11 protein-coding genes are annotated in these 12,817 nt (G+C 34.0%); all 11 read right to left on the minus strand.

From position 1 onward, the window contains the following. Window positions 1-18: 18 nt before the first annotated feature. The 11 genes from MP477_RS20145 to MP477_RS20195 all read right to left on the minus strand — a co-directional run bounded on the left by MP477_RS20145 (window position 19) and on the right by MP477_RS20195 (window position 12,705). The gene (locus MP477_RS20145) at window positions 19-1,011 is read right to left on the minus strand and encodes a 3-oxoacyl-ACP synthase III family protein (protein WP_257191810.1); all 993 of its coding nucleotides are present in this window, start codon (window positions 1,009-1,011) and stop codon (window positions 19-21) included. Continuing rightward, entirely contained in the window at window positions 1,008-1,424 is a 417-nt protein-coding gene (locus MP477_RS20150; RefSeq protein WP_257191812.1) for an FdtA/QdtA family cupin domain-containing protein, read from the minus strand. The genes MP477_RS20145 and MP477_RS20150 overlap by 4 nt, the downstream gene beginning before the upstream one ends. Then, window positions 1,414-1,818: an FdtA/QdtA family cupin domain-containing protein gene (locus tag MP477_RS20155; RefSeq protein WP_257191813.1), complete on the minus strand. Its 405-nt coding sequence runs from the start codon at window positions 1,816-1,818 to the stop codon at window positions 1,414-1,416. The genes MP477_RS20150 and MP477_RS20155 overlap by 11 nt, the downstream gene beginning before the upstream one ends. Window positions 1,819-1,820: 2 nt before the next feature. Beyond that, window positions 1,821-4,181, minus strand: a complete 2,361-nt coding sequence (locus MP477_RS20160) for a tyrosine-protein kinase (protein WP_257191814.1) — start codon at window positions 4,179-4,181, stop codon at window positions 1,821-1,823. Window positions 4,182-4,251: 70 nt separating this feature from the next. Next, window positions 4,252-5,544: a nucleotide sugar dehydrogenase gene (locus tag MP477_RS20165; RefSeq protein ID WP_257191815.1), complete on the minus strand. Its 1,293-nt coding sequence runs from the start codon at window positions 5,542-5,544 to the stop codon at window positions 4,252-4,254. A gap of 79 nt (window positions 5,545-5,623) precedes the next feature. Next, the gene (locus tag MP477_RS20170) at window positions 5,624-6,442 is read right to left on the minus strand and encodes a polysaccharide biosynthesis/export family protein (RefSeq protein WP_230040436.1); all 819 of its coding nucleotides are present in this window, start codon (window positions 6,440-6,442) and stop codon (window positions 5,624-5,626) included. Between the two features lie 37 nt (window positions 6,443-6,479). Further along, the gene (locus MP477_RS20175) at window positions 6,480-8,408 is read right to left on the minus strand and encodes a nucleoside-diphosphate sugar epimerase/dehydratase (RefSeq protein WP_257191816.1); all 1,929 of its coding nucleotides are present in this window, start codon (window positions 8,406-8,408) and stop codon (window positions 6,480-6,482) included. A gap of 128 nt (window positions 8,409-8,536) precedes the next feature. Further along, complete coding sequence (locus MP477_RS20180) at window positions 8,537-9,673, minus strand: DegT/DnrJ/EryC1/StrS aminotransferase family protein (protein WP_257191817.1); 1,137 nt, start codon at window positions 9,671-9,673, stop codon at window positions 8,537-8,539. A gap of 27 nt (window positions 9,674-9,700) precedes the next feature. Next, window positions 9,701-10,159: a regulatory protein RecX gene (locus MP477_RS20185; protein ID WP_257191818.1), complete on the minus strand. Its 459-nt coding sequence runs from the start codon at window positions 10,157-10,159 to the stop codon at window positions 9,701-9,703. A gap of 59 nt (window positions 10,160-10,218) precedes the next feature. After that, the gene (gene glyA / locus MP477_RS20190; RefSeq protein WP_230040444.1) at window positions 10,219-11,484 is read right to left on the minus strand and encodes a serine hydroxymethyltransferase; all 1,266 of its coding nucleotides are present in this window, start codon (window positions 11,482-11,484) and stop codon (window positions 10,219-10,221) included. A 315-nt stretch (window positions 11,485-11,799) separates the two neighbouring features. Further along, window positions 11,800-12,705, minus strand: a complete 906-nt coding sequence (locus MP477_RS20195; RefSeq protein WP_257191819.1) for an NAD(P)/FAD-dependent oxidoreductase — start codon at window positions 12,703-12,705, stop codon at window positions 11,800-11,802. Window positions 12,706-12,817 lie beyond the last annotated feature (112 nt).

Here is a 12,817-nt window from a genome sequence, read left to right on the forward strand (position 1 = left end):
TTATATTTATTTATTAAATTACATCCATCTAATAATGGATGCACCATAAGTCCAGCCGCTTCCGACTGCAACAAAAAGAATAATATTCCCTTTCTTTATCTTTCCTGCTCTATGCAATTCATCTAATAAAATGGGCAAAGTACCACCAGAAGTATTAGCATATTTATCCATATTAGTCATTACCTTTTCAAAAGGTAAGCCAATTATTTCGGCTGTTTTTTGTAAAATTTTGATACTTGGCTGGTGTGGTACCATTAAATCTACATCTTCTATTGACAGTCCAGTATCTTCTAGAACCTGCATAATAGCTTTGGGAAGAACTTTCGTTGCTGTTTCGTAAACAGCACTTCCGTTCATTTTAAAGAAATGTTTCTTCTCTTCCAATGTTTTTGAAGTAGCAGGAAATTCTGATCCTCCCCCAGGAATTGTAAAATTTTCTTTTCCTTTTCCATCAGAATAAAGACGATATGCTAAGAAACCTCCATCATCCTTACAGTGAGAAATAACGGCAGCCCCTGCTCCATCACCAAAGAAAACAGCATCTCTCCTCGTCCAATCAGTAATTTTAGAGAATGTATCCGCACCAATGATGAGAACATTATCATAGACTCCGCTCGCCACATATTGTGAGGCAACAGACATTCCAAATAAGAAGCCGCTGCAAACCGCTGAAATATCAAATGCAGCGGCATTATAGGCTTGTAATTTATCTTGAACAATGCATGCTGTTGAAGGGGCCAGACGATCCGGAGTAGCTGTTGCAACAATGATTAAATCAATATCATCTTTTGTTAATCCTGCGTTGCTAATTGCTTTTTCACCTGCTCTCCATGCTAAATCACTAGTCGCTTCTGTCTCACTTGCGATTCTTCTCTCTTTAATTCCTAAATTTTCAAATATCCAGTCAGCATTTGTTGGTAAAATGGTTTCTAAATATTCATTTGTATATATTGTTGATGGAACATAAGAGCCTGTTCCTATTATCTTAACATTTCTAACTAATTGTTTCATTTCAAAAATTCTAAAAAATTACTATAATCTCTAATATAGTCTCTTTCATTATAGGTATGAGATGCCAATACCAGACAAATAGCACCGGATGAAAAATTAACTTCTGAAGCCCAGATTCCAGGAGGAATATGAAGTCCCATATTAGGGCAGTTTAGAAAAACCTGTCTTTTATAAATACCATCATCCAGTTCTACTTCAAAACTGCCACTTGCCGCAATGAGGAATTGGTGGCATTCTTTATGGGCATGTGCTCCACGGCTTTCACCACCAGCAATATCATAAAGATAAAATACTCTCTTTATATTAAAGGGAAATGATGAGTCGTTCTCAACAACTGTTAGATTCCCTTCTGCAAAATTGATTTTTCCCAAATCAATTACACTGCAATCAAATACTGAAGCCTTACTTTCCATTGACTAATATTTTAAACTCTTCAAAATCTCTAATATAATCTTCATTATTATATAGCTTGTCTGATACAATAAGGGCTAACGAATTAGTAGAAAAATTCTCTAATCTTCGCCAATACATTTTGGGAATGTACAAACCATAGTAAGATCTGTTTAAAGAAAATCTTTCTTCTTTTATACCATCATGGAGTATTACATCAAAACTTCCTGAAAGTGCAATAATAAACTCCTGCTGTTCTTTGAACGCATGGCTTCCTCTTATTTCTCCTCCTGGCACATCATAGACCCAATAAGTTCTTACAATCTCAAAGGGTAACTGATTGGGATGTTCAAAAAAAGACAAATTACCCCTGGGATCAACAATTTTAGGAAGTGTAATGAGAACCGGCTTATCCATAATTAAAATCTGTTTTTTAGTTTTGTAAACCAATTTTGCTCTTCAGCATGATATCCATACCCATATTTATTACCATATCCAAAGTAATCCTTATCAACATCATTTAATATAAAGCCTACATTTTTAATTTTCTGGCTGCTGATACTCTTATTTGCAAAATCAATTAATGCATTTTCTGTATATCTTGATCTTGTTACATATAAAGTAACATCAGCCATATCGGCTATCAGGAATGTATCTGTAACAAGCATTAAAGGAGCCGTATCCAGAATAATATAGTCATATTGGTCTTTCAATTCTTCAATTAAATGTTCATAACGTCCATTTGTAAGAAGTTCCGTGGGATTTGGAGGAATGCTTCCAGAATAGATAACATCCAAATAAGGATTGAACGTAGATACGTGTACAACTTCCTTAATATTTACTTTATCACTGTACAAATATTCTGTGAGACCTAACAAACCTTTTCTAGCAGGATTATATCTCTGAAGCTGTGGGTTTCTAATATCAGACCCAATAATAATAACTTTCTTATTCGGAGTAGCTAAAGTAAGTGCTAAATTAACGGAAACAAAAGTTTTCCCCTCTCCCTTTACCGTTGAGGTAACGAAGATCACTTTAGCATCTTTCTTTTTAGGAATCATAAAATTCATATTGGTAATAAGAATTCTAAATGCCTCTGCCAAAGGTGAAAGATCATTAAGTTTTACCAATTCATCCTGACCTCTTAATAAACCAGGGATTTCACCTATTACAGATTTACCATTAGAAAGTTTCTCTAGATCACTTCTTGATTTCACTTTATTATTAAGAAGTTCTTTTAGATATACAATAAGGAAAGGGATAGCAAAACCACAAACCAATGCTCCTAACAGTATAAGCATTTTTTTTGGTGCAACCGGTTTAGGTGAAGCATAAGCATAATCTACTATTCTTGCTTTACTGGCTGTTACAGCTAAAGAAATAGCAGTCTCTTCTCTTTTCTGTAATAGAAGTAAATACAAATTTTCCTTTATCTGCTGCTGTCTCTCAATGCTCCTAAACATCTTCTCCTGAGCAGGAATTTTCGTAATTTTTGAGCTTATCTTGTTCTGCTCTCCTTCATATTGATTTTTAGCTAACTGAATCCCTGTTCTGTTTTTAATAAGACTTTCCATAACAGAGCCTTTTAAAGACGAAATCTGTTTGTTAAGATCTATAATTAATGGGTTTTGAGGAGTTGCATTTTCTAATAAACGGTTTCTCTCCAATACCAACTGATTGTATGCAGAAATATTAGTGGTAGCAGTGGTATTATTTAAACCAATATTGGTAGGTAGAACCTGACTGTTATTTTGTCTACCCATAAAATCAATCAACGCATTGGTCAGTTCAAGCTGAGATTCAAGATCAATTTGTTTTGCTCTTGCTTCTGCAGAAACTTCAAGATTAATTTTAGCTTCTGTTACTAAATCAGTAATCTGATTATTCGATTTGAATTTTTCCTTTTCATTTTCAACCTGTCCTAATTCATTTGAAATGATATTGATTCTGTCATCTATAAAATCTTTTGTCTTTTTAGATTCTGAATTTTTATCTGAAATAGCTTCATTATTATAAGCTTCTACTAATTTGTTTACTATATCTTTAGCTTTAGATACATTCGCATAATTCAGAGATAATCCAATTACTGTAGCATCTTTATTTACCAATGCTACATTTAATATTTTTTGTAAGTTATCCACAGCACCATCAACGGTTGAATAAGTCATGTATATATCTCCCATTTCACCAGTTTCTAATTTATTAAACTGGGAATTTTTCAATATGATTATATTAGCATAAGGAAGATTTATAATTTTATTGAACTGAGTTTTAACCTCAGGCAATTCATCGCTAGCTAACGTTATATTATTTCCGGAAATTTTTATTGAAATAGGTTTTTTGGGTCCTTTTGTAAAAGGTTTTTCATTAACTACTTCAATGATGATAGGAGATGTACTTTTGTAAAGTTCTTTTTCTTTTAAGCCATATTCTGTGTATACAGAAGTTTGTAACCTTAATTGTTTTACAACTTCCTGCATTAACTTTTTAGACTTAAAAATTTCTATTTCATTCTCTATACTATTGGTTCCCATCCCTCCCAATACTGACAGGTCCTGCAATACGCCAAAATCTCCACCACCAGAAGGAGCTTTTTTAGCATCTTTAATAAGTACCGATGATTGAATACTAAATACCGGAGTAGTCAGTTTTAAATAAAAATAACTGATAATTAAAGACACTATAGGAATAATTACAAACCATAACCAGTTTCTTAAATAGGGTTTGATTATTTCCTGAATATTAATTTTTTCCGATTCTTCAATAACTGGATTATCCATTATTTAATTTTAAATTTTACAAATTATTCTGTCAATTAACAACAGATATTTATTAGTTTTATTATTTTAATTATAGTCTAGCATCTACTAAACTTCTGTCAATACAAGCTTTAGTATCAAAGATAACACTATCTTTTTTCTTTAGTTTTTCAAAATCTAAGGTAAGAAATTCTTTATGGGATACAGCAATGATAATAGAGTCATACTTTTTATCTTTCGGAAGTTGGTCGAGAATGCTTATTCCATATTCATGTTCCACTTCTGATTTGTTTACCCATGGATCAAAAATATCAACTCCAATCCCGTAGTCTATTAATTCATTATAAATATCAATTACTTTGGTATTTCTAACATCGGGGCAATTTTCTTTAAAGGTTACCCCTAAAATTAAAGCTTGTGAACCTTTTATAATCTTACTTTTTGCTATTAATAGTTTTACCACTTTCGACGCTATAAATTTTGCAATTGAATCGTTTACTCTTCGACCGGATAAAATAACATCAGGATGATACCCCAATTGCTCTGCTTTATGAGCTAAATAATATGGATCTACAGAAATACAGTGTCCGCCTACTAATCCCGGTTTATATGGTAAGAAATTATATTTTGTACCAGCAGCTTCAAGAACATCATGTGTATCAATTCCCATTCTGTCAAAGATGAGAGCTAACTCATTAACAAAAGAAATATTCACATCCCTTTGGGCATTTTCAATGGCTTTAGATGCTTCAGCAACCTTTATGCTAGGTGCTTTATGGGTACCTGCTGTAATGATTTTTTTATATAAATGATCTATTTCGTCTGCAATTTCAACAGTAGACCCGGAGGTTACTTTCTTTACACTTGTTAACGTGTTTATTTTATCTCCTGGATTAATTCTTTCCGGAGAATAGCCTACAAAAAAATCTTCATTGAGTTTTAACTGAGAATACAGTTCTAGTATCGGAACACATTCTTCCTCTGTACAACCGGGAAAAACGGTAGATTCAAATATTACAATATCTCCTTTTTTAATAATCCCTCCTAACATTTTTGATGCTGTCAGCAATGGATTTAAGTCGGGAGCATTATATTTGTCAATCGGAGTGGGTACAGTTACTATAAAAATGTTACAGTCTAAAATTTCATTCAGTTCACTTGTACCATTATAACCTATGCTTCCGCCAGATTCTTTATAAGAGTGTAAGCCTTCATTAAGCTTATGGATATCTGCTTCCAGGGTTATATCGTAGCCATTATTAAGCTGGTTAATTCTGTCTGCATTAATGTCAAAACCCAACACCGGATAATGACCTGCAAACTCTAAAGACAAAGGTAATCCTACATATCCTTGTCCAATAACAGCTATTTTATATGATTTCATTTCTTTGTGATTTTATTAGAAGAGCCTACCTTACATTTATAATACAATCTAAATAAAATTGCATTTTAAATATATACTCTTACTTTTTAAATAAACCAACTACTACAGCAAGAGCAGTAACTACAACAGAAGCTGCAGTCAGATAAATTGCTGTATTAGGGTTTTGCTTAGAGGCTAAATCTCTTGCTTTATTTGATGGAACAATAATAGCATCTCCTTGCTTCAGGTTAAAATATGGAGAATTAATAAGATTAGCATCCTGTAAATTGATTTTACCATGCGTAACCGTTCCGTTTTCAGTTCTTATTACTAAGATATCCGTCCTCTTACCATACATCGTTAAATCTCCTGCAAGCCCCAGGGCATTGAGGATAGTAGCCTGCCCGTTAGATATGGTATAGTCTCCTTGTTTATTAACCTCACCTAAAACTGTTATTTTAAAATTTGCAAGTCTGACACTTATTGTCGGATTAATAACATATTGGCTTACTTTATCTTTAATTTCATTTTTAAATTCTACAAGTGATTTACCTTTTGTATCAATCTTACCAAGCACGGGAAAATCTATATTCCCCTCACTGTCTACAATATACGTGGGTCCAGAAATGGTTGTCATCCCCTGGTTAGGAGTATTCCCTCCTGCGAGACTATTTGTCTGGATCATTTCAGAAGAAGAATAATTTTGATTGAATGGTTTTACTACATCCATATCTTTTGCAGTGATCAAAACCACTAATTGATCACCAGTCTGTATAGTAGAATTAGAATTTTTAGCAGAGGATTCTACTGCAACATTCTCTATATTCTGCATATAATTTAAATCATTCTGGGCATTTTCCTTTACCTTACATGATATTAATAAGAATACAAAAAATATCCCTAATATTTTACTTTTCATATTTTAAAATTGTGCAAATATACACTTATATTTTTTTCTATTTATCTAAAACCTCGTAGATCGAATTATTGCTTATAAATTCAGGTACTATTAGCTTTAAAATCTTAACAACTTCTACTTTTTCTTTATTGACAGAAGCCTCTCCGATCAACTGGACAAGACTCTCTATTTCTGAAAATGACATGGTAGGATCTTTAGAAATCATGATCTTTTCATTATGGGTAGGAAGAGTTTTTGCATTATCACTTAACAGCTCTTCATATAGCTTTTCCCCCGGTCTAAGTCCTGTGTAAATAATCTTAATATCAATATTAGGTTCAAATCCCGATAGTTTAATCATTCTTCTGGCTAAATCCAGAATCTTCACCGGCTCACCCATATCGAAAACAAAAATTTCACCTCCCTGCCCCATTGTTCCGGCCTGAAGAACAAGTTCACAAGCCTCAGGAATGGTCATAAAATATCTTACAATATCAGGATGTGTGATTGTTACAGGTCCTCCAGCTTCAATCTGCTTTTTAAAATGTGGAATAACGGAACCGTTTGATCCCAGAACATTTCCAAATCTTGTGGTAATAAATTTTGTTGAATTTCCTTCAGCATGTTGTAAAGACTGAACAAATAACTCTGCAGCTCTTTTAGAAGCTCCCATTACATTAGTAGGGTTTACCGCTTTATCCGTAGAAATCATCACAAATCGGTTTACTTTATAACGACTGGATAAAACAGCAATATTTTTTGAACCCAAAACATTCACCCGAATCGCTTCATTAGGATTATCTTCAACAAGAGGCACGTGCTTATAAGCTGCAGCATGATAGACCATTGAGAAATTATACATCTCAAATAGCGGCTCTACTCTATGTATATTTGAAACATCTGCAAGAACAAATTTAAACCTGATATGAGGAAACTTGTCTTTCATTTCAAGCTCGATATCATATAACGGCGTTTCAGCCTGATCTAATACAACAATTAAAGAAGGTGTAAACTGAGCAACCTGTCTTACAATTTCGCTACCAATAGAACCAGCACCACCAGTAACCAGTACATTTTTACCGTAATGTCTGCTTTTGACTTCTTCGTTTTCAATTTTTATAGGCTTCCTGTTAAGCAAATCTTCAATTTGAAGATTTCTGATTGATCCTCCCAGATCACTATCTCTTAGTTTTTGCACAGAAGGAGCTTTGAAAACATTCAGGTCTTTTTCCAGAAATAAATTCACCCAGGAATTCATCTCATCCTTAGCCATCATTTCTTTTACAATAATAACTCCGTCAACAAGAAGATCATCTTTGGTATTCTCTTCTATTTTTTCTTTTGCGTAAATAGGTTTCCCTAAAAGTGAAGCTCTTTTTGAATCCGTTCTTTGAGTCAGGAATCCTACCACCTGGTAAGGAAGGTTGGGATTATCTAAAATAGCCCTTGCAATAGCAATAGACTGCTCATCAATCCCCAATACAAGGATTCTTTTTTTCAAAGTACTTCTCCTGTACTCTCTGACAATGTGAAAAAATTCTTTGACATAGAGTCTAAAAAGAAATAATCCCATAAAGGATATAACGAAGTATAAAACAAGATAGGGTGTTAAAATGAATTTTCCTCCGGTAACCCAGAAATACATCAGATTAATTGTCGCAACGACAAATAATGTAGAGAAGCAGGAAACAAGAAGTTTAAATAAATCTATAAATGTGGAATGTCTGATAATCCCTGCATATGTTTTAAAAAAATACATAAATGCTGTATTTACCAGAATGATAAAAGCAAAAACAATACTTTTTTCTTCGTGATAAATAAACTCTTTTTGGGTAATTTTTTCAATGATATACGTAGAGAGAAATAAGGATATTACCAAAATAATAATATCTATTACAAGTATTATCCATCTGGGAAGATATCTTACATCTGAGAGATTGACAACATTATCTCCTCCAAATATTTTTTTTCTAAGAGAGTTATACATTGTCTTGATTGGTGTTCATATGTTATTAAATGTGATACAATTTCTAGCCGCTTAATTCAACTCACATTGAATCATTCGTGCAAAATTAAAATAAAATATCATCAATATCCTAAATCTAAAAAATAATTTTACTTTCTTAGATTTTTCAGGACATCTGCAATTCTATTTTTATCTTCCACAGAAAGATTGGACCCTGACGGCAAGCATAAACCCGCTTCAAAAAGCATACCACAAATATTATCCCCAAAAAACTTATACCCTTTATATAGGGTTTGCAAATGCATAGGCTTCCATAAATACCTGGTTTCTATATTATTCTCAGAAAATACTTTTTTTAATTTTTCTTTTGTCATTCCAGACTTATTTCCTTCAATGGTGACTGTGTTCAGCCAATAGTTAGAAAAAAAATCTTCACCTGGCTCTTCCAAAAGATTGATGGTTTCATCATTTTCAAAGATACCCTGATAAAACTCATGGTTTTCTCTTCTTTTTAATATCCTGTCTTCTAAAACATCCAGTTGCCCTATTCCTATTCCTGCAGAGATATTACTCATCCTGTAGTTATATCCTATGTCTGAATAACTGTAATAGTCTTTATTTTCGTTGGCTTGGGTAGAAAAGGAAAAAGCTCTTTCTTTATTTGCTTTGCTTCTAGATATTAAAATTCCCCCACCTGAAGTCGTAATAATCTTATTCCCGTTAAAACTAATCACAGATAAATCTCCAAATGTTCCACAAGGTCTATTTTTGTATGTACTGCCCAAAGCTCCGGCACTGTCTTCAATAACAGGAATTTCATATTTTCTGGAAACTTCAAGGACTTCATCTACCATAAACGGCATTCCATATGAAGATACGGCAATGATTGCTTTCGGTTTCTTACCTTGCTGCAGACAATATTTAACAGCATCTTCCAAAGCATTGGGACACATATTCCAGGTAGAAGCCTCACTGTCTACAAAAACAGGAATTGCTCTTTGATAAAGAATGGGATTAGCAGAAGCCACAAAAGTAAAAGACTGGCAGATCACAAAATCCCCTTCTTCTACATTCAAAAGTCTCAATGCTAGGTGTATTGCTGCTGTCCCTGAGGACAAAGCGGTCACAAAGGAGTCTTTTCCAAGATAGTTTTCAAGTCTTTTTTCAAACCCATCTATGTTTGAACCGTACTGAGAAACTCCGTTTGTATCTAATGCAGTCTGTATATACTGTAACTCGCTGCCTCCTAAGTGTGGAGGTGAAAGCAAGATCTTATTCTTTTTCAATTTGTGTGTTTGTTGTTTAATTTATGTTTATTCAAAAATATCATTTATTTTCTCATATTCAAAACCTCTGCTCATTAAATATTTTATAGTTTTTGATTTTCTCTGATATTCCTTAAGTCCCGTCTGTTTAGAGAAATAATCTTCATAGATTCTTGTGATGGTTTTCATGTAATCATCTTCATAAATTTCGTCAAAACACATATTGATCAGTTTTTCAGAGATCTGTTTCTGTTTAAGATGCATTTTGATTTTATTTTTCCCCCAGTGCTTGATATAAAACTTACCGCGGATATAACTACGTGTAAACCTTTCTTCGTTCAGATAATTTTCTTTCATAAGATACAATAAAATTTCCTCCTTTGCTTTCTCAATAAGCAGAAATTCTCTCATTTTCTGCTCTACTTCGGCATGACATCGGTCCTGATAAACACAATAGTTCACCAATTTCATCTTAATTTCATCAAAAGTAAAAGATTTCTTTTCCATATCTGCAAAAAAAAGAATGAGCGGGCGCTCATTCTTTGTATTATATTTTTTCTGTTATATTAATAATTGAATAGAGCTTTTCCTTCCATTAATTCATTAACCTTCTTTCTTACAGATGTAAGAACCTCTTCATTTTTAATATTGTCTACCACATCAGAAATAAATCCGGCAATGGTATCCATATCGTTTTCCTTAAGTCCTCTTGTTGTAATTGCTGCTGTTCCTAGTCTGATACCAGATGTTGTAAATGGTGATTTGTCATCAAAAGGAACCATATTTTTGTTACAAGTAATATCAGCAAGTACTAATGCTTTTTCAGTTTCTTTACCATTTACTCCCTTGTTTCTAAGATCTACAAGCATCAGGTGATTATCTGTGCCTCCGCTTACAATATCAAACCCTCTGTCGATCATTGCTTTGGATAATGCCTGGGCATTAGCTTTAACTTGCTTTGCATATGTCTCAAACTGTCCATCTATAGCTTCTCCGAAAGCGACTGCTTTACCGGCAATCACATGTTCCAGCGGCCCTCCCTGTATTCCCGGGAATACAGCTCCATCCAATACCTGGCTCATCATTTTAGTTTCTCCTTTTGGAGTTTTGTGACCATAAGTATTTTCAAAATCTTTCCCCATCATGATCATACCTCCTCTTGGACCTCTTAATGTTTTGTGTGTAGTAGTAGTTACTACGTGGCAATGCTCAAATGGCGAGTTTAATAATCCTTTAGCTACTAAACCAGCAGGATGTGCTATATCTGCCCAAAGTGTTGCTCCAATTTCATCTGCAATCTCTCTGAATTTAACATAATCAAGATCTCTTGAATATGCTGAGAAACCTGCAATCATCATTTTTGGTCTTTCTCTTAAAGCTACTTCCCTCATTTGGTTGTAATCAATAAGCCCTGTTTCTTTTTCTACACCGTAAGAAACCACTTCATATTGAATTCCTGAAAAATTCACTGCAGAACCATGAGTAAGGTGTCCTCCCATTGAAAGGTCCATTCCCATAATTTTATCTCCAGCTTTCAAAACAGCAAGATAAATGGCTGCATTGGCCTGAGAACCGGAATGTGGCTGAACATTCACATAATCTACTCCGAAAAGTTCTTTTGCTCTGTTGATGGCTAATGTTTCAACCTCATCTACCACTTCACATCCCCCGTAATATCTTTTTCCGGGATATCCTTCAGCATATTTATTTGTCAGTACACTTCCCATTGCTTTCATCACGTTTTCAGAAACAAAATTTTCTGATGCGATAAGCTCTAATCCATGGGCTTGTCTTTGTCTTTCCTTTTCAATCAGGTCAAAAATAATATCCATTTTACTTTTAGTTTTTGAAATTTTTCACCCCAAATGTACGGAATTTCCCTTGAGGTTTCAGCATCAAATTATATGATTTTTAGCCCCTAAGTGTTGTAAAACCTTACCGGTAATGTATAATTATAACCTTTCTGCCATAAACTGATGACCATAATTTTTAATCTGATTACGAGCTTTTCCAAACTACACCCTCTGTTGTAATTGTATTTGAGAAACAGGCATTCAACTATTCAACGATTTTTCATCCATAAAGCAGCAGCCAGAATTATTTTTAATCTTCACCCTGGATAAGATCCACATGCTGTATGGAACTTATTAAAATTCTTCTTCCGAAAGCTCTTTATTGGCAACAGCTCCTGCAAAATTCCCCTGCGCAACAGCATTGGCTACAGACCGCATCATGGTAACATTATCTCCACAGGCAAAAACTCCGGGAACATTTGTTTTCTGCATAAAATCTGCCTTTATAAATCCCTGCTCCGTTAATTCAACCCCCAAATCAGCCGAGACATTCAGATTTTGTTCAAAAGGTATTTTAGCATATAAAGCTTTTAGCGGAACCATTTTTCCGTTTTTAAAAATTATGTTCTGAATATATCCGTTTTCATGTTCTATACTTTGAACTTCATCTTCATTGATGATGATTCCATTCCGGTTCAATTTGGCAACCTGCTCCGGGGTGAGCTTAGTTTTCCCATTGGTAAATAAGGTTAGCTTTTTAGTCAGGTTAAAAACCAGTTTTGAAAATTCAAAAGCCATCTCCCCATCTGCAAGAATTCCTGTCACCTCATCTTTTACTTCATAACCATGACAATAGGGACAGTGTATTACGGAGATTCCCCAACATTCAGCAAATCCTGAAATATCAGGCATTAGGTCGTTCACTCCGGAAGCCAGAATAAGTTTTTTAGCCCGGAAAACCCCATTATAAGATGTTTCTACTTTAAAACCATCAACTTCCCTGGTTATTTTCACAACAGTCCCATTATAGAATTCTACAGTATGATATGCTTTCACCTGCTCTCTTGCGGCATCTGAAATTTCTTTAGGAGTTTTTCCGTCGTGTGTAATAAAGTTATGTGAATGTGGGGTCTGCCTGTTGCAAGGTTTTTCATTATCTATAATTAAAACATTTCTTAACGATCTGCCCAAGGCCATTCCTGCTGATAATCCGGCATAGCTTCCTCCTATGATGATGACATCAAATTTTTTACTTTCCATATGCTTATTGCTTATTGCTTATTGCTTATTGCTTATTGCTTATTGCTTATTGCTTATTGCTTATTGCTTATTGCTTATTGCTTATTGCTTATTGCTTATTGCTTATTGCTTA

Origin of the sequence: Chryseobacterium sp. WG23 (assembly GCF_024586575.1) — a bacterium.
Classification (GTDB): domain Bacteria; phylum Bacteroidota; class Bacteroidia; order Flavobacteriales; family Weeksellaceae; genus Chryseobacterium.

Bases quoted from the DNA above. Each gene is read 5' to 3' on its own strand.
- MP477_RS20145 (WP_257191810.1), bottom strand. From the start codon at position 1,011: ATGAAACAATTAGTTAGAAATGTTAAGATAATAGGAACAGGCTCTTAT.
- MP477_RS20150 (WP_257191812.1), bottom strand. From the start codon at position 1,424: ATGGAAAGTAAGGCTTCAGTATTTGATTGCAGTGTAATTGATTTGGGA.
- MP477_RS20155 (WP_257191813.1), bottom strand. From the start codon at position 1,818: ATGGATAAGCCGGTTCTCATTACACTTCCTAAAATTGTTGATCCCAGG.
- MP477_RS20160 (WP_257191814.1), bottom strand. From the start codon at position 4,181: ATGGATAATCCAGTTATTGAAGAATCGGAAAAAATTAATATTCAGGAA.
- MP477_RS20165 (WP_257191815.1), bottom strand. From the start codon at position 5,544: ATGAAATCATATAAAATAGCTGTTATTGGACAAGGATATGTAGGATTA.
- MP477_RS20170 (WP_230040436.1), bottom strand. From the start codon at position 6,442: ATGAAAAGTAAAATATTAGGGATATTTTTTGTATTCTTATTAATATCA.
- MP477_RS20175 (WP_257191816.1), bottom strand. From the start codon at position 8,408: ATGTATAACTCTCTTAGAAAAAAAATATTTGGAGGAGATAATGTTGTC.
- MP477_RS20185 (WP_257191818.1), bottom strand. From the start codon at position 10,159: ATGGAAAAGAAATCTTTTACTTTTGATGAAATTAAGATGAAATTGGTG.
- glyA (WP_230040444.1), bottom strand. From the start codon at position 11,484: ATGGATATTATTTTTGACCTGATTGAAAAGGAAAGACAAAGACAAGCC.
- MP477_RS20195 (WP_257191819.1), bottom strand. From the start codon at position 12,705: ATGGAAAGTAAAAAATTTGATGTCATCATCATAGGAGGAAGCTATGCC.